This window comes from Flavobacterium sp. P21, assembly GCF_050632225.1.
Classification (GTDB): domain Bacteria; phylum Bacteroidota; class Bacteroidia; order Flavobacteriales; family Flavobacteriaceae; genus Flavobacterium.
The window spans coordinates 878189-895608 of record NZ_CP192585.1 but is presented as its reverse complement, the minus strand read 5'-3'; the positions used below and the strand labels follow the sequence as shown (position 1 = coordinate 895608).

Sequence of the window (17420 nt, the reverse complement as noted above, 5' to 3'; positions counted from 1 at the left end):
TCAATCAAAAAACGTAATTAACAACATTTAACACCTTTACAAAAATGATAACAATTCAAAATTTAACCAAAGTTTTTAGAACAGAAGAAGTGGAAACAGTCGCATTGAGCGGTATTTCTTTAGAAATCAAAAAAGGTGACTTTTTAACTATCATGGGGCCTTCAGGTTGTGGAAAATCGACTTTATTAAATATCATCGGGCTTTTAGACAGTGCCACTGATGGAAGCTATAAATTATTAGATCAAGAAATGATCGGTCTTAAAGAAAAAGGAAGAGCGCAGGTTCGCAAGGAAAATATCGGATTCATTTTTCAGAATTTCAACTTGATCGACGAGCTTTCTGTTTATGACAATATCGAATTGCCTTTGCTTTACAACAACGTAAAAGCATCGGAAAGAAAACAAAAAATTGAAGCTATTGCTGAGAAATTGAATATTTCACATCGTTTGAAACATTTTCCGCAACAACTTTCAGGAGGTCAGCAACAAAGAGTTGCCGTTGCAAGAGCTTTGGTAAATGACCCAAAAATCATTCTTGCCGATGAGCCAACAGGAAACTTAGACAGTAAAAACGGTAACGAAGTAATGGAACTTTTAACCGATTTGCACGCAAAAGGCGCAACAATTTTGATGGTAACCCACTCTGATTATGATGCTTCGTTCTCACAAAGAACCATTCATATGAAAGACGGTGTGATATTCTCTGAAAAACTGAATCAGAGAAATGTAGATGTTTTTATGGACGCTAAATAAAAGAAAAATGGTAAAATTTATCGTAGCGAGCAATCGTAATTCTGGTAGAATTCGTCTGCAAAATATGGGCTTTGATTTAAAAACGAATCGGGTTTTAAAAAACCTCAATAACTACAAAAACTAATACCATGATTTCTAACTGGTTTAAAATATTTATATATCATTTAAAGCAGAACAAACTGTTTTCGCTTTTAAATATCTTAGGATTAAGCATCGGGATTGCCAGCGTAATCTTCGCGATTTTATATTGGAACAACGAGCATTCATATGATCAATGGAATCCAAATAAGGAAAACGCTTATATGGTTTTGAATAAAATTGGCGCAACGGGTGATACTTGGGGATCAAACTCGATTCCGTTTGGAGAAACCTGCAAAGCGACAATTCCTGAGATCGAAAAAATATGTTTCTTCAACACTTGGTATGACGAAGACATCATCAAATATCAAGGCCAAAAATTAATGGCTAAAAAAATTACTGTAAGCGATGAAAGTTTCTTTGATTTTTTCCCTTTTGAAATTTTAAAAGGCGCCAAAACTAACGTTTTAAAAGAAAAAACAGCGTTGCGGTTTCTGAGGAACAAGCAAAATTAATTTTTAAAGATGAAGATCCAATTGGAAAAGCGATCACATATGGCACAAATGCCTACACTGTAAAATCAGTTTATCGCATTACTAAACCTTCATCAATGGAGCCAAATTATGTTTTTAGCGGTGTAAAACGTGAAAATGACATTAACAGTTGGGGAAATTTCAATTACGGTTTGCTTGTAAAAATCAAAAAAGGTGCTGATCCAGTTGCTGTTTTAAAGAAAATGCAAAACGTAAATTATGTAAACCGAACTTTAAAAGATGCTAAAGAAAATGGCCAAACTCCAGAACAATATGTAAAAGAAAATGGCGAAATCACGGTTATTTTAGACCAATTGCAAATGTCTCGTTTGCACGGAACAAAAAGCTCGGCAGGACAAAACTTCCCAGAAGGTGTTGGAAATTTAAAACTGCTTTACATTATGGCTGGCCTATCCATTTTGATTTTAGTTTTATCATTGGTAAACTACATCAATTTGGCAACAGCATCAGCAATCAAACGCGCAAAAGAAGTTGGTGTCCGCAAAATTGTGGGCGCTACCAAAAACCAAATCGTTAGACAGTTTATATTTGAAACTGCTATAATTGTTGTTCTTGCCATTGTATTTGCACTTGCAATAGTAGAACTTTCATTGCCGTATTATAATACGTTTTTGAAAAAGACTTTAACCATGAATGGGAGCGAATTTTACCTGCAACTAATTATGATTTTTGGATTAGTAATCATTTTTGCAGGTATTTTCCCAGCCATTTACATCTCAAATTTTGAGACTTTAAAAGTACTTAAAGGGAATTTTTCAAGAAGCAAAAGCGGTATTTGGATTCGAAATTCAATGCTTATTTTTCAATTCGGAATCGCGACATTTTTTATCATTGGCGCTTTGATTGTCAATTCGCAGGTAAATTATATGATGAACAAAGATCTTGGTTTTAGCGGTGATCAGGTAATTTCGATTCCATACAATAAACCAGACAGACAAAAAAGAACACAACAATATGGCGTTGATAAGCCAGAAATTCAAAAAATACCTGGAGTTGTTGATGTCACTACTTTTGCGGGAAGTTTTGGCGGAAGCACCAATTCAAGTTCTGGATTTACACATAACGGCATTTTTGTACAGCCTCGAAATGTAGAAATGGATTTTGGTTTTCTGGAAATGATGAAAATCAAAATTGTTCAAGGTCGTGATTTATCTCCAAAATTTGCTTCAGATACAGTAAGCAAGCATGCTTATAAATGAAACATTAGCTAAAACTTTGAATTTAAAAAACCCAATCAATACCATAATTACCTCAGGTTGGTCTAAAGACGATAGCGGGAATTTGAAATTTAAAATTGTGGGCGTTGTAAAAGATTTTCATATTACGGGTTTACAAAATAAAGTCCCTCCAATGGTTTTTGTTAATATCAAAACTTTGGGATGGAACAACTTCAACAACATTTTTGTAAAGGTTTCTCCAAATAATTTATCCGAAACTTTAGAAAAACTAAAAACCTATTGGGCAAAAAATGTGAATCCTGATTATCCTTTTGAATATGAATTTGTTAACAAAGGTTTTGCAAGAACATATCAGGAACAAATCAAGCAAAAAAACCTGTTTTTCATTCTAAATTTGGTTGTAATCATAATTGCTGTGTTCGGATTGTTCGCTTTGGCATCATTTTCGATGGAGAGAAGACTGAAAGAAATTGCAATTAGAAAAACCCTTGGTGCAGAAACGGACATTTTGCTGAAGGAATTATCAAAACAATATGTCTTATTCTGTTTACTTGGATTTGGAATCGGAATTGTTCCAGCTTATATTTTGTTACAAAAATGGCTTGAAGATTACGCATTCAGAATAAATATTTCAACGTTGCCATTTTCGATTGCATTAGTTTCATTACTTGTACTTACGTTGCTAATTGTGTTGACAAAAGCATATCAAGTGACTAAAATAGATGTTTTGAAATATCTAAAATACGAATAACTTGTAGACCATTTTTTTAGGAAACCCGCCAAATCAGAATCTTGGCGGGTTTCTTTTTTCAATTTTAAGCTTAAATTTTACTTTTCTTTAGTATAAAAATTGCTTCTTTTTGTTTCTTCTTTTTAAATTCGCTTAAAAAAATTCCAACTCCATCATTTTGAATAATTTCAATATCAATAAATACGATTCAAAAAAAGTAAGAATCCGAACTTAATCTGTTATCTTTGCACTCTGAAACAAGTTTAAATAAATATAGTATCTAAACAAATTTCATCACTAGAAAACACTTACATTAAAAATGAAATTAGATAGAAAAGAAATCCTTAAGGCTCTAGAAACTATCACTATAGCAGGAGAAGGTAAAAATATGGTGGAAAGCGGCGCCGTTGCCAACGTTATTACATTTGGCGATGAAGTTGTAGTAGATTTAGTACTTCACACTCCAGCAATGCACATCAAAAAAAGAGCAGAAGACGATGTTAAAAAAACAATCCATGACTTAATATCTGCCGATGCAAAAATCAAAGTAAATATTAAAGTGGAAGTTCCTGAAAAAGTCGAAATCAAAGGTCGTGCAATTCCAGGAATCAAAAATATTATTGCCGTTGCTTCCGGAAAAGGAGGAGTTGGAAAATCAACTGTTACTGCAAATCTTGCTGTAACTCTTGCAAAAATGGGATTCAAAGTTGGTATTTTAGACGCTGATATCTATGGACCTTCGATGCCAATTATGTTTGATGTTGAAAACGAAAAACCAATTTCGACTACAGTTGACGGAAAATCAAAAATGAAACCAATTGAAAGCTATGAAATCAAAATACTTTCTATTGGATTTTTTACAGCACCAAGCCAGGCTGTAATTTGGAGAGGGCCAATGGTCGCAAAAGCGTTAAATCAAATGCTTTTTGATGCAGATTGGGGAGAACTTGATTTTATGCTTTTAGATTTGCCTCCAGGAACAGGAGACATTCACCTTTCGATCATGCAATCACTTCCAATAACTGGTGCGGTTGTAGTAAGTACGCCTCAAGCGGTTGCACTTGCCGATGCTAAAAAAGGAGTAGCAATGTTCATGCAAGACAATATCAATGTTCCGGTTTTAGGAATTGTTGAAAACATGGCTTACTTTACACCAGAAGAATTACCAAATAACAAATATTATATTTTTGGACAAGAAGGAGCAAAAAATCTTGTCGCCGACCTAGATGTGCCATTTTTAGGTGAAGTTCCAATTGTACAATCTATTCGTGAAGCAGGAGATTACGGTCGTCCGGCGACTTTGCAAACAGCTTCAGTAATCGAATCTGTTTTTGAAGAAATCACTCGAAATGTTGTACAAGAAACTGTAAACAGAAACGAAAGCTTACCAGCAACTGAAGCCATTAAAATTACAACTATGGCGGGATGTTCGGCGGTGAAAAAATAATTAGATAATGAGATAATGTGGCAATTAGATAATGATTTAAATTCTCTAATTGGCACATTCTCTAATTGACACATTAAATATTATGACAACAGAAGAATTAACAAATAACGTTTTGTTGGCTTTAGATGAAATAAGGCCATTTTTGAAATCTGATGGAGGTGATATCACGCTAGTTTCTATCGACGAGGACAAGCATGTAAAAGTTCGTCTTGAGGGCGCTTGCATTAGCCGCAGTGTAAATCAAATGACTTTGAAAGCAGGCGTTGAAACGACTATAAAAAAATATGCACCACAAATTGAAACTGTGGTGAACATCATGTAGCAAATCAAAATTTGCAACCTTTTATGGTTTTGTATTATTAACAAGAATAGTATTTCTTTTGGATGTTTTTCTTGTTTTTTCAAACAAAAACATCCAAAATCATATAGAATATTGCGAATTTAACAAAAAACAATATGAAGATTTAAGAGTTTTAGTTACGTTGTTTTTACTAATTTAACTTATTTTTGTAAAATAACCCTAAATCTTAAATTTATGAAACACTATTACACTTTATTTTTATTGTTGTTTTTTGTATCTGTAAATTATGCTCAGCAAGCACAAACTCTAATTGTTGACAAGGCTTGGGTAAGTGAATCTGAAGAATGGTCAGATTTTAAGTTTTCAGGGCAAATTGTATTCAATACGAATCCAACTAATGAAGAAGGAAGTTTGAGAATTGGCAATTATGATTTTTTATATGATTTTGCCGAAGGAAAAGCAAAATTTGCCAACAAAGCAACTTACAGTACAGCTGAATTTACACATCCAAGAAAAGTTTCTGTTACAACAGACAAACAAGGAGTTGTAAATTCAACTTATGAAGGAACATTAATCTTTCAAGGTGATAGAGATTATTATTCTGTAATTGCAGTGGTAACATTGCTTGAAAAAGGTGGCAACATGCTGGGTGTAAAAATGCATCTTAAAGAAAACACACAAAAAGAATACGCATTCAGTCTAAAACCAACAAGTTAAATTGAACCAGGATTTTTTCACGTTATAAAATCCTACATTAAAATTCCCATACTAAAAATGGATGTATTAATAAAGATTAAAGATCGAGAAGGAGTTGTTCATGAATTACAAGCTCCAACCGATATGGCAATGAATATAATGGAATTATGCAAAGCATACGAACTTCCTGTTGAAGGAACTTGTGGCGGAATGGCCATGTGCGCTTCTTGCCAATGCTATGTTCTAAATGATGTTGCTTTGCCAGAAATGGGAGATGAAGAAGAAGCTATGCTTTCGGAAGCATTTTATGTAAAATCAAATAGCCGTTTAGGATGCCAGATTCCAATCACAACTGATTTGGAAGGACTGGAATTAGAATTGGCTCCGGAATATTAAAAAATAAAATTACAATATATTAAATTCCAAATCCCATAATGACTTGACGTTATTGGAATTTGGAATTTTTTAATTCTTTCAAACCCGACAGGTTTTAAAAAACCTGTCGGGTTTTCTATGCGCAGACAAATCAAAAAAGCCGTAATCACATCACTGCAATTACGGCTTCTTCTTTATAACAATTTAATTTAATCTCTCGGCTTAAACCAAACCTGCTTGAATTAAATATTCAGCAATTTGGATTGTGTTTGTTGCCGCACCTTTTCTTAAGTTATCAGCAACGATCCACATGTTTAATGTGTTTGGCTGGCTTTCGTCACGACGGATTCTTCCAACAAAAACATCATTTTTACCTTCTGCATATAATGGCATTGGATATGTGAATGTATCTAAATTATCCTGCACTACTACTCCATCGGTATTGTGCAAGATTTCGCGAACTTCGTTCACATCGAAATCATTTGTAAACTCAACGTTTACAGCTTCACTGTGTCCACCAACAACTGGTACACGAACTGCAGTAGCTGTAACTCTGATGGTGTTGTCACCAAGGATTTTTTGAGTTTCGCGAACTAACTTCATTTCTTCTTTTGTGTATCCATTTTCTTCGAAACTGTCGCAATGAGGAATCGCATTTCTGTGAATTGGATATTTGTAAGCCATATCACCTTGAATTCCTGCGTACTCGTTTTCTAATTGTTTTACCGCTTTTACACCAGTTCCAGTGATTGATTGATAAGTCGAAACAATAATTCTTTTAACGTTGTATTTTCTATGCAAAGGCGCCAATGCTAATACCATTTGAATAGTAGAGCAGTTTGGGTTTGCAATAATTTTATCTTCTTTAGTTAAAACAGAAGCATTGATTTCAGGAACTACTAATTTTTTAGTTGGATCCATTCTCCACGCTGATGAGTTGTCGATAACAGTTGTTCCGGCGTGACAAATTTTGGAGCCCATTCTAATGAAGTATCTCCTCCAGCAGAAAAAACTGCGATGTCAGCTTTCATATCTACAGCAGTCTGTAAACCAACAACTTTATATTTTGTTCCTTTATATTCAATTTCTTTTCCAACTGATCTTTCTGATGCAACAGGAATTAATTCCGTAACAGGAAAATTTCTTTCTGCTAAAACTTTAAGCATTACTTCGCCAACCATTCCGGTAGCACCTACAACTGCAATTCTCATTTTTATATCTTTAAATAATTCTATAATCAAATTTGTACGGCAAAAATAAGTATAATAAAAGTCTTGACAAGGCGATTCACAAAAAATAACAAAATGTTATAAAATAAACATTTTGTAAAAAAAACCACCTCTTTAGAAGGTGGTTAAGTTAGACTTAGTGTAGCGGTATTATATTTTTATTTATTTTTTAATAAATCTCTAATTTGTGTTAGCAATTCTTCTTGCGTTGGTCCTGCAGGTGGCGCTGGAGCTTCTTCTTTTTTAAGTTTGTTTACTCCTTTAATAACTAAGAATAAAACAAAAGCAACAATTACAAAGTTAATTACTGCCGAAAGAAAAAGACCGTATTTTACACCTCCAAAAGCGGTAAGATCTTGAATTTTTTCTAAATGCGCGACTTCTAAAGCCGGTTTTAATACTAGTGGCGTAATTACATCTTCAATAAATGAACTTACAATTTTACCAAATGCCGCTCCAATAATTACTGCAACAGCAAGATCAACTACGTTGCCTTTTATTGCAAATGCCTTAAATTCTGAAAAAAATCCCATATCGTATCTATTTACATTTATAATAAGTGAATATCGAAAATACGGAATTTTCTTGAAAAAACCACATTCTTTTCTTTTTTGCACCATATAAGTCATGTCAGAAATATAAGCTTGAGGCAGTCGAAATGATAGAATTAAGCAAAAAAAGAAAAGCAGTTCAACTAAAATGAACTTATATAACTTAAATGTTTTAAAATTCTATCTGAAAAATACGCGTTTCACCCGTTGCGAAATGCTCGTCATAATTTCGTACGGAATGGTTTTTAATGCCTCAGCCATTTCTATGACTGTTGGGCTTTCGCCAAAAATAATCACCGAATCCCCTTCTTTGCAGTCGATATGGCTTACATTGACCATCAACATATCCATACAAACACTTCCGACGATTTTGGCTTTTTGATTTTTGATGGTTACAAAACCTATTTCATTTCCCCATAATCTCGAAATTCCGTCGGCATAACCTATTGGAATTGTAGCAATTTTGGTTTCTTTTTCAGCCATAAAACGACGTCCGTAGCCTACGCTGTCGCCACTTGGAATTGTTCGGATTTGTGAAATAATCGATTTTAATGTCCCAACATTTTCCAGGTATTTTTGCTCTGATGAATCATTGGAAACTCCGTAGAGGCCAATTCCTAAACGAACCATGTTATATTGTGCATTCGGGAAATTGCTGATTCCTGAAGTATTCAGAATATGACGAATCGGATTTATATTTAATTCCGACATTAATTTAGAAGATAATTTCTCAAATAAACCTATTTGCTTTTCGACAAAACCAAAATGCTTTGGATCATCACTTGTTGCCAAATGCGATAAAATACTCTGAACGCGAACGCTAGAATTATTTTTTAAAGTCGCAATCAACTCATCGATTGTATTTTCTTCAAAACCCAAACGATGCATTCCTGTATCCATTTTAATGTGAATCGGAAAATCTTTTAAATTCTTTTCTTTCGCAATTTTCAAAAAAGCATTTAATCCTTTCAAACTATAAATTTCCGGCTCTAATTTGTATTGAATTATCGACGGAAAACTTGTGGATTCTGGATTCAAAACCATAATTGGCAATTTGATTCCGCCGTTTTTCAGCGAAATTCCTTCATCGGCGAAAGCCACACCTAAATAATCCACTTTATGATGTTCCAGTAATTTTGCAATTTCTAAACCTCCATTTCCGTAACCAAATGCTTTTACCATTACCATGATTTTAACATCATCGGCTAGTTTTGATTTGTAATAATTCAAGTTATGACTGATGGAATCTAAGTTGATTTCTAAAACCGTTTCATGCGTTTTTTCTTCAAGAAGCGAAACAATTTCTTCAAACTGAAACGATCTTGCACCTTTAATCAAAATAGTTTCATTACTGAAATTCAGACTTTCAAAAGCTTCAATAAACGAAGCTGTATCCTGAAATGCAATGCAATTTGAAAACTTAGGCGCAAAAGAAGAAATTGTTGGGCCAATGCCAACTACGCGATTGATTTTGTTATCTGAAACTAATTGTGAAACTTTCGAATACAATTCTTCATTCGAAAATCCGCTTTGAAATATATCGGAAAGAATTACTGTTTTTGTGGCATTCTTTTTCTGCTGGCTTTCCAGGAAATCCAATGCTATTTTAAGCGACTGAAAATCGGAACTGTAACTATCGTCAATTATACTGCAATTGTTGATTCCGTTTTTGACTTCCAAACGCATCTGAACCGGATACAGCATTTGCACACGATTTTGAATGGTTTTGGAATCGTATTTAAAATAAAGCAAAACCAAAAGACATGAAATCGCATTTTCAACTGAAGCCGAATCGCTAAACGGAATTTCTAAATCGAAAATTTCGTTTTTATATTGATATTGAATATTGGTTAGTTCGTTTTTGGTTTCTTTTTTCAGAATAAAAACATCGGCTGAATTATCAGTAAAACTCCACGAAAAAAGCTTTCGGGGATGAATCATATATTCTGCGGCAAACTGAGTTAAACACGATTCTACAATATCTGTTTTCTGATATATAATTATCGGACAATCTTTAAACAAAAGTAATTTTTCATCAATCTTTTGGACTAAATTTAAAAATCCTTCATCATGTGCACTTCCAATATTAGTGAGCACACCTATTGTAGGTTTGATTATTTTTTCAAGATGAATCATTTCGTTTACTGTAGAAATTCCAGCTTCGAAAATCCCTAAATTATGTTTTTCATTAATACCAATCACCGAAAGCGGAACTCCAACTTGAGAATTATAACTTTTGGGACTTCGAATTATGTTATAGTCCGGACTCAGCAAGAAATTAAGCCATTCTTTTACAATTGTTTTTCCGTTGCTCCCTGTTAAACCAATTACTGGAAAATCAAATAAATTTCTGTAATAAGCAACGAAATTGCTCGCAAGGCATTTAAAGTATTTTTTACAACTAAAAAATTGGCTTTGCCTTGTACATTTTCAGGAATATATTGAACCGCAAAATTTTGAACTCCTTTTTCAATAAGTTCCTCAATATATAAATGAGCATCATTGTTTACGCCAGATAACGCAATAAACAAAGTTTTAGATCCATTTTGAAGTGAACGGCTGTCAATTGAAATATGATCGATAAAAACATCCGAATTTGAGCCAATCCATTCGGCATCAAGAACCGGGATAAGGCTTTTAAGATTTATGCTCATTTAGAAATTCTTTTTGTCAAATTTAAAAAAGGTTTGCCACGAATTACACGAATTCCCACTAATTATATCTTAATTTTTAGCCACAGATTAAAAGGATTCAAATGATTTAATCTGCGAAAATCTTTTAAACTGTGTCTTAAAATTAAATCAAATGTTAATTAACAAAATAGGATTCGTGGAAATCAGTGTAATTCGTGGCGAAAACCATTATTTCATTATATTTGTTGAATACCCATAAATAACCGCGTTTTGAAAAAAATATTGCCTTTATTCTCTTATATCCTGCATCCGATTTTTATCGCGATGTACGCCACATTATTTTATCTTTTTTGCAAAGAAGATGCGTTTTCGAATAATGAAAAATACTTTGTTTTATTTCAAATTCTGATTATTACGATTTTAGTTCCGATTTTGTTTTTTTTGCTCTTAAAATCCACAGGACACGTGACTTCTATAATGGTTCATGAGACTTCACAACGAAAAATCCCATTGATTCTTCAGTGTTTTTTATATATTTTATTAGTAAAAAGAAGCATTGTCATTACGCGTTATCCAGAACTACATTTCTTTTTTCTGGGCGCATTGTTCACTACAATTTTAGCTTTGGTATGCTCTTTATTTAAAATAAAGGCAAGTCTGCATGTGGCCGCTATTAGTGGTTTCGCCATCTTTGTAATTGGAATGAATATGCATTTGCAAATGCAAAATCCATATTGGCCAGCACTATTAATTTTATTGACTGGAATTGTTGCCTCATCGCGATTAGAAATGCAGGCACATACCTCAAAAGAAATTTTTATTGGATTAACAATTGGTGTCTTGCCACAATTGCTCTTCTTGTTTTTATGGCTATAAAATGTAAAAAATAAGTCCAACATTCATGGCTTTCATATTTACTTTTTCACCAGAAATTGTTGAAACCGAATCAAACAAAGGATTTAAGCCGTAGTAGGCATAAATGTTCCAGGTGTTGTAACCCGTTGCAAGATAAATTCCGTATTGAAATGTATTGACATCTGGATTATTCTTTATTTTATAAGTGTTTTCTCCATCGTCTAAAATTGATTTGCTCGAGAAAACATAGCTCAATTTTACACCGCCATAAACCCTCCAAAATTTGGTGCTTTCATAAGTCGAATTTCTCCATCTGAATTCTATTGGAAGATCAACAGAATATTGTCGGTATCGGTTGGAAACAAATTCACCATAATCATTTACGCCATAAATCGGCGCGCCGTTTGTATCTTCTGAAACGGTGAAGTTTTGGTAAAAGTTCTGATAAGTCAATCCAAATCCCGCGGCAATGGCAACAGTTCTTTTTTTGTTAATTGGCATATCGCGTAAAAATCCGCCAGAAAGTCCAGCAGAAAATTTATCTTGTTTCAATCTTTCTGGTGTATTTACCAAAAGATTATATGTCAATGAAAAATAAAATTGATCCTCACGATATAAAGAATCTATTTTGATTACTGGCTTGATTTCAGGTTTCACTTCTTGTCGCGAAAAGACATTCAAAAATGAGACAAAAAACAAACAAGTAAAAAATAATCGCATATCGAATTTGGGTTTTAAGGAGGTTTTCAAGTTTAAACGTTTTTTGCCGTAAATTTATTTTACATACAAATATAATATAATGCCAGCTGAAGATGCGATTTGAAAACAATTATTCTCTTTTTCAGTATGAACAAAGGCATTTGTTGCACTTTTTTCAATAAATCTGCAACAGAAATCGAAAAAGGGCTCATTTTTTCAATACGCTTTTATACCTTTGCCTTGCATGAAAAGAAAACAGCTCATATTAAGTGTTTCCATGACGCTGACAATATTGTTCACAATATTGTTTCAGTCGTTGCACAGTTTTGAGCATATTGTAAAACAACTTTCAGAAAAGCAGTGTCATCACGCTTACAATGATCCAAGCGGAGAAATAACACATCAGCATCATAATTACGACTTGTGTTATGTTTGTAGTTTTGCTTTTGGAAGTTATACTGTTGCCGAAGTTTTTTCTTTTCAGTTTCATTCTTTTCACAGAGAAATTCCTTATTTCTTTTCGTTTTCAGAAAATATCCGTTCATTTTCAAAAAGCGTTTATTTACTTCGGGGTCCTCCAATTGCTTTAGTTTCTTAGATTTCGATTATTCGAAAACAAATTTCATTTCTTTCAATTTAAAATTCAGATTTCATTGTGTTTTCTAATCCTATTTTAAACAATCAGGATCAGAATGCTTCACTGTTTGCTTTGTTTTAATTTGGAAGAGAAAAACATTAACTATAGCATCATTTCCAAATGAAAAAAATACTATTAGCCCTAATTTTGGGGTTCTCGAGCATGCTTTCTGCTCAAAATTCGGTTTCAGGAATTGTTACCGACAATCAAAATCAGCCAATGCCAGGCGTTTCTGTATATGCGCCAGAATTACATAAAGGAACAACAACAGACACAAACGGAAAATACGAATTGAATAATCTTCCAAACGGAAGTTTGCGCCTTGCTTTCAATTTTGTTGGTTATGCTAATCAAAACCAAACTATTGCAAAACTTTCAAAAGAAAATACTTTAAATATTACGCTTTTACAATCAATTATGGAAATGGACGAAGTAGTGGTTTCGACTCCATTTAACAAATTGCAATCGCAAAACGTAATGAAAATTGAGCACGAAAGCATCAAAACATTGCAACAAAAAGGGACATCTACTTTGATTGAAGGTTTAGCGACAATTCCTGGAGTTGCTCAGATTTCAACAGGAACTTCAATAGGAAAACCTGTAATTCGCGGACTTAGCGGCAATCGTGTTTTAGTTTATTCTCAAGGAGTTCGTATCGAAAACCAACAATTTGGAGACGAACATGGTTTAGGTTTAAATGATGCCGGAATTGAAAGTGTTGAAGTGATTAAAGGACCAGCTTCTTTATTGTATGGTTCAGATGCTTTAGGCGGTGTTTTATATTTCAATCCAGAAAAATTTGCTGATGCTGGCGATTTTAAAGCTAATTTCAGTCAAAAATATTTTACCAATACACAAGGAAGCAATTCTTCTATCGGATTAAAAACTTCTACAGATAACTGGAAATTTTTAGCAAGAGGAAGCTATAATACACATTCTGACTACAAAATTTCTGGTGGGGATCGCGTAACCAATTCACGTTATAATGAAACCGATTTTAAAACCGGAATTGGGTACAGCAATTCGACTTTTTCAAGTGTTTTAAGATACAATTACAACAAATTGGATATTGGAATTCCAGAAGAAGGAATTGCAGAACAATCGTCAAGCAAAGACACTGAATTTCCGAGACAAGGTATTTTCAATCATTTATTAAGTTTGAACAATACTGTATTTTTTGAAAACTCAAAACTGGATGTTGATTTAGGCTATATCTCAAATGACAGAAGCGAATTTGAAGACAGCAACGAAGCTTCTCTTCACATGAAATTGAACACTTTCAATTACAATGCAAAATACCATTTCCCGAAATTCGGAAAAATTGAAACTATTTTAGGAGTTCAAGGAATGCATCAGACAAATACAAATTCAGGTGAAGAATATTTGATTCCAGACGCAACAACTAACGATTTTGGTGTTTTTGGAACGGCGAATTACGAATGGGATAACAGCGTTTTACAAGCTGGATTGCGTTTTGACAATCGAAATATCAACTCTATTGCACACGGAACTGAAGGCGAAGAAGGATATTTCCAAGCTTTGGACAGATCATTTGACAGCTTTAATGCTTCATTGGGATATAAAACAAAATTAGCTGAACCATTGACACTTCGTTTGAATGTTGCTTCAGGATTTAGGGCGCCAAATTTAGCCGAATTGACTTCAAATGGAGTTCACGAAGGAACAAACCGCTACGAAATTGGAAATGCAGATTTGAAAACAGAACAAAACGTTCAGACTGATGTTAATTTAGAATACAAAAATTCGCATTTTGAGTTTTTCATTAATGGATTTTACAATCATGTGAACAATTATATTTACACGTCGCCAACAGGAGAAACCTTAGACAATAATGATGTATTTGCTTATGTTCAGGATAATGCGAAGTTATTTGGAGGTGAAGCAGGTTTGCATATTCACCCGCATCCGTTAGATTGGTTGCACTTTGAAACTAGTTTTGAAACTGTAACAGGTAAAAAAGACAATGACGATTATCTGCCTTTAATTCCGGCAAACAATTGGAACAACACGCTAAGAACAGAATTTAATATCAAAAATTGGCTAAGCGAAGGTTTTGCTTCATTGAATGTTTCTTCGACTTTCAGCCAAGATAATGTGAGCGGTTTTGAAACAGCTTCTAAAGGCTATACTTTGGTGAATTTAGGTTTTGGCGGAACGGTTAAGTTGGGAAAAACTGCTTTTGATGTTAACCTAAACGGAAACAATTTATTTGATAAAAAATACATTGCGCATCTTTCAAGATTAAAAACCGACGGTATTCCTAATATTGGAAGAAACATCGTTTTGGGTATTAATTTCAACTTATAGGCTTTATTTAACCGCAAAGTACGCAAAGAATTACGCAATGTTCGCAAAGTTTTTATTTTAGCTTAGCGTTTAAAAAATCTCGCAAAGTCGCAGAGACGCAAAGTTTTAAAATTCTTTGCGACTTGGCGCCTTTGCGAGATTAATATTGCGTGCTTTGCGTAAACTCTTGCGACCTTTGCGGTTAAATACTCTAAACTCTCACAAAAAGTGCTATTTTTGTTAAAACCGACAAACTTAATTATGAAAAAAACATTTCTACTAATGGCAATTACAACTGCAGGGATTTCATTTGGCCAAAATAAAATTCAATATCCGCAAACAAAAAAAGGTGAAACTGTCGATGTTTATTTTGACACAAAAGTAAGCGATCCATATCGTTGGCTTGAAGATGACAAATCTGCCGAAACTGGAACTTGGGTCAAAGCTCAAAATGACGTTACTTATGGTTATTTAGATAAAATTCCATTTCGTGAGGAACTTAAAAAACGAATGGAAAAACTTTGGAACTACGAAAAAATAGGCGCTCCATATAAAGAAGGAAAATTCACTTATTATTCTAAAAACAATGGGCTTCAAAACCAATCTGTGGTTTATAGAAAAGATCAAAACGGTAAGGAAGAAATTTTCTTAGATCCAAATACATTTTCTAAAGATGGAACAACTTCGCTTGGTGGATTGGATTTTTCTGAAGATGGCTCAAAAGCGGCTTATGCAATTTCTGAAGGCGGAAGCGACTGGAGAAAAGTAATTATCATTGATGCTGTTTCTAAAAAAGTTTTAGAAGATACTCTAGTTGATGTAAAATTCAGTGGAATTTCTTGGCACAAAAATGAAGGTTTCTATTACTCAAGTTACGACAAACCAAAAGGAAGCGAACTTTCGGCAAAAACAGATCAGCATAAATTGTATTTCCACAAACTGGGAACTTCTCAAAAAGAAGATAAAGTAATTTTTGGTGCCGATCAAAAAAGAAGATATGTTGGTGGTTATGTGACCGAAGACAATCATTATTTAGTGATTTCGGCGACCAATTCGACTTACGGAAATGAACTGTACATCAAAGATTTAACTAAACCAAACAGTCCGATTGTGACTATTGTTGACAATTTCAACAGCGACAACAGCATTATTGAAAATGAAGGAAGCAAATTATTCATCGAAACCGATTTTAATGCTCCTAACAAACGTGTTGTAACAGTTGATGCATCAAACCCGAAACCAGAAAACTGGAAAGATTTCATCAAAGAAACTCAGAATATTTTATCGCCTTCAACAGGAGCAGGATACTTCTTTGCTAATTATACAAAAGACGCTGTTTCATTTGTACAGCAATATGATTACAGCGGAAAATTAGTTCGTGAAATCAAACTTCCTGCAATTGGAACTGTTGCTGGATTTGGCGGAAAAAAGAACGAAAAACTCTTGTATTACAGTTTTACTAATTATACAACGCCAACCAGTATTTACTCATTTGAACCAAAATCTGGAAAATCTGAAGTTTATCAGAAACCAACAGTAGATTTCAAAAGTGAAGATTATGAGTCAAAACAAGTTTTTTATACTTCAAAAGATGGCACAAAAGTTCCAATGATTATTACATATAAAAAAGGAACAAAATTAGACGGTAAAAATCCAACAATTCTTTACGGTTACGGTGGATTCAACATTAGTTTGACGCCAAGTTTTAGTATTTCAAATGCAGTTTGGATGGAAAACGGAGGTGTTTATGCAGTTGCTAACTTAAGAGGTGGCGGTGAATACGGAAAAAAATGGCATGATGCTGGAACAAAACAGCAAAAACAAAATGTATTTGATGATTTTATTGCTCGCCGCAGAATATTTAATTGCTCAAAAATATACCTCATCAGATTATCTAGCAATCCGCGGAGGATCTAATGGAGGTTTATTGGTTGGTGCAACTATGACGCAACGTCCTGACTTGATGAAAGTAGCTTTACCAGCTGTTGGGGTTATGGATATGCTTCGTTATAATGCTTTTACTGCAGGTGCAGGATGGGCTTTTGATTACGGAACTGCTCAAGACAACAAAGAAATGTTTGAATACTTAAAAGGTTATTCTCCTGTTCATAACGTGAAACAAGGTACACATTACCCAGCGACAATGGTTACCACTGGAGATCATGACGATCGTGTGGTTCCTGCACACAGTTTTAAATTCGCTTCTGAATTACAGGAAAAACAAGCTGGAGAAAATCCAGTTTTGATTCGAATTGATGTTAAAGCGGGGCACGGAGCAGGAAAATCTGTTGCTCGCCACAATTCAAGAGAGTGTAGATATTCAAGCTTTTACACTTTACAATATGGGCTTTAAAGCTTTGCCTTCAAAGTAAGACTTTAAACTAAAAATTTATAGCCA

Annotated in this window: 13 protein-coding genes and 3 pseudogenes; 12 read left to right on the top strand and 4 right to left on the bottom strand. The window is 33.8% G+C overall.

The features are described 5' to 3' along the window. The first annotated feature begins 44 nt into the window (after window positions 1-44). From ACQ9BO_RS04345 to ACQ9BO_RS04310, 8 genes are all read left to right on the top strand, one after another. The gene (locus tag ACQ9BO_RS04345; protein WP_431243776.1) at window positions 45-752 is read left to right on the top strand and encodes an ABC transporter ATP-binding protein; all 708 of its coding nucleotides are present in this window, start codon (window positions 45-47) and stop codon (window positions 750-752) included. Window positions 753-880: 128 nt separating this feature from the next. After that, the gene (locus ACQ9BO_RS04340) at window positions 881-1345 is read left to right on the top strand and encodes an ABC transporter permease (RefSeq protein ID WP_431243775.1); all 465 of its coding nucleotides are present in this window, start codon (window positions 881-883) and stop codon (window positions 1343-1345) included. Window positions 1346-1440: 95 nt separating this feature from the next. Further along, entirely contained in the window at window positions 1441-2583 is a 1143-nt protein-coding gene (locus ACQ9BO_RS04335; RefSeq protein ID WP_431243774.1) for an FtsX-like permease family protein, read from the top strand. Window positions 2584-2599: 16 nt separating this feature from the next. Further along, window positions 2600-3313, top strand: coding sequence for an ABC transporter permease (locus ACQ9BO_RS04330; protein ID WP_431243773.1), 714 nt, complete (start codon window positions 2600-2602; stop codon window positions 3311-3313). 298 nt (window positions 3314-3611) lie between these two features. After that, window positions 3612-4739: a P-loop NTPase gene (locus tag ACQ9BO_RS04325; protein WP_431243772.1), complete on the top strand. Its 1128-nt coding sequence runs from the start codon at window positions 3612-3614 to the stop codon at window positions 4737-4739. 82 nt (window positions 4740-4821) lie between these two features. Next, window positions 4822-5061, top strand: a complete 240-nt coding sequence (locus ACQ9BO_RS04320; RefSeq protein ID WP_431245064.1) for a NifU family protein — start codon at window positions 4822-4824, stop codon at window positions 5059-5061. 213 nt (window positions 5062-5274) lie between these two features. After that, window positions 5275-5757: a hypothetical protein gene (locus tag ACQ9BO_RS04315; RefSeq protein ID WP_320569610.1), complete on the top strand. Its 483-nt coding sequence runs from the start codon at window positions 5275-5277 to the stop codon at window positions 5755-5757. Window positions 5758-5814: 57 nt separating this feature from the next. Next, window positions 5815-6132, top strand: a complete 318-nt coding sequence (locus ACQ9BO_RS04310; protein ID WP_431243771.1) for a ferredoxin — start codon at window positions 5815-5817, stop codon at window positions 6130-6132. A 201-nt stretch (window positions 6133-6333) separates the two neighbouring features. On the opposite strand, the pseudogene ACQ9BO_RS04305 reads toward ACQ9BO_RS04310, so the two are convergent. The 3 genes and pseudogenes from ACQ9BO_RS04305 to ACQ9BO_RS04295 form a co-directional block, all read right to left on the bottom strand. Beyond that, a pseudogene (locus tag ACQ9BO_RS04305) lies at window positions 6334-7322 on the bottom strand (aspartate-semialdehyde dehydrogenase). A 176-nt stretch (window positions 7323-7498) separates the two neighbouring features. Beyond that, window positions 7499-7873, bottom strand: a complete 375-nt coding sequence (mscL, locus tag ACQ9BO_RS04300) for a large conductance mechanosensitive channel protein MscL (protein ID WP_431245063.1) — start codon at window positions 7871-7873, stop codon at window positions 7499-7501. A 198-nt stretch (window positions 7874-8071) separates the two neighbouring features. After that, window positions 8072-10545, bottom strand: a pseudogene (locus tag ACQ9BO_RS04295) (bifunctional UDP-N-acetylmuramoyl-tripeptide:D-alanyl-D-alanine ligase/alanine racemase). Between the two features lie 249 nt (window positions 10546-10794). Between ACQ9BO_RS04295 and ACQ9BO_RS04290 the strand changes: the two are divergent. Next, window positions 10795-11400: a hypothetical protein gene (locus ACQ9BO_RS04290; protein WP_431243770.1), complete on the top strand. Its 606-nt coding sequence runs from the start codon at window positions 10795-10797 to the stop codon at window positions 11398-11400. Here ACQ9BO_RS04290 and ACQ9BO_RS04285 read toward each other — a convergent pair. Beyond that, entirely contained in the window at window positions 11395-12099 is a 705-nt protein-coding gene (locus tag ACQ9BO_RS04285; RefSeq protein WP_431243769.1) for a porin family protein, read from the bottom strand. The genes ACQ9BO_RS04290 and ACQ9BO_RS04285 overlap by 6 nt on opposite strands. Before the next feature lie 223 nt (window positions 12100-12322). On the opposite strand from ACQ9BO_RS04285, the gene ACQ9BO_RS04280 reads away from it, so the two are divergent. From ACQ9BO_RS04280 to ACQ9BO_RS04270, 3 genes and pseudogenes are all read left to right on the top strand, one after another. Continuing rightward, on the top strand, window positions 12323-12676 hold the full coding sequence (locus ACQ9BO_RS04280; RefSeq protein ID WP_431243768.1) for a hypothetical protein: 354 nt from the start codon (window positions 12323-12325) through the stop codon (window positions 12674-12676). Between the two features lie 159 nt (window positions 12677-12835). Beyond that, window positions 12836-15043, top strand: a complete 2208-nt coding sequence (locus ACQ9BO_RS04275; RefSeq protein ID WP_431243767.1) for a TonB-dependent receptor — start codon at window positions 12836-12838, stop codon at window positions 15041-15043. 240 nt (window positions 15044-15283) lie between these two features. After that, window positions 15284-17394 (top strand): annotated as a pseudogene (locus ACQ9BO_RS04270) (prolyl oligopeptidase family serine peptidase). The last annotated feature ends 26 nt before the right edge of the window (window positions 17395-17420 follow it).

What these genes read in the sequence shown, in the direction of transcription:
- ACQ9BO_RS04280 (WP_431243768.1), top strand. Translation starts at nt 12,323, where the DNA reads ATGAAAAGAAAACAGCTCATATTAAGTGTTTCCATGACGCTGACAATA.
- ACQ9BO_RS04315 (WP_320569610.1), top strand. Translation starts at nt 5,275, where the DNA reads ATGAAACACTATTACACTTTATTTTTATTGTTGTTTTTTGTATCTGTA.
- ACQ9BO_RS04325 (WP_431243772.1), top strand. Translation starts at nt 3,612, where the DNA reads ATGAAATTAGATAGAAAAGAAATCCTTAAGGCTCTAGAAACTATCACT.
- ACQ9BO_RS04335 (WP_431243774.1), top strand. Translation starts at nt 1,441, where the DNA reads ATGGAGCCAAATTATGTTTTTAGCGGTGTAAAACGTGAAAATGACATT.
- ACQ9BO_RS04285 (WP_431243769.1), bottom strand. Translation starts at nt 12,099, where the DNA reads ATGCGATTATTTTTTACTTGTTTGTTTTTTGTCTCATTTTTGAATGTC.
- ACQ9BO_RS04345 (WP_431243776.1), top strand. Translation starts at nt 45, where the DNA reads ATGATAACAATTCAAAATTTAACCAAAGTTTTTAGAACAGAAGAAGTG.
- mscL (WP_431245063.1), bottom strand. Translation starts at nt 7,873, where the DNA reads ATGGGATTTTTTTCAGAATTTAAGGCATTTGCAATAAAAGGCAACGTA.
- ACQ9BO_RS04340 (WP_431243775.1), top strand. Translation starts at nt 881, where the DNA reads ATGATTTCTAACTGGTTTAAAATATTTATATATCATTTAAAGCAGAAC.
- ACQ9BO_RS04320 (WP_431245064.1), top strand. Translation starts at nt 4,822, where the DNA reads ATGACAACAGAAGAATTAACAAATAACGTTTTGTTGGCTTTAGATGAA.
- ACQ9BO_RS04275 (WP_431243767.1), top strand. Translation starts at nt 12,836, where the DNA reads ATGAAAAAAATACTATTAGCCCTAATTTTGGGGTTCTCGAGCATGCTT.
- ACQ9BO_RS04310 (WP_431243771.1), top strand. Translation starts at nt 5,815, where the DNA reads ATGGATGTATTAATAAAGATTAAAGATCGAGAAGGAGTTGTTCATGAA.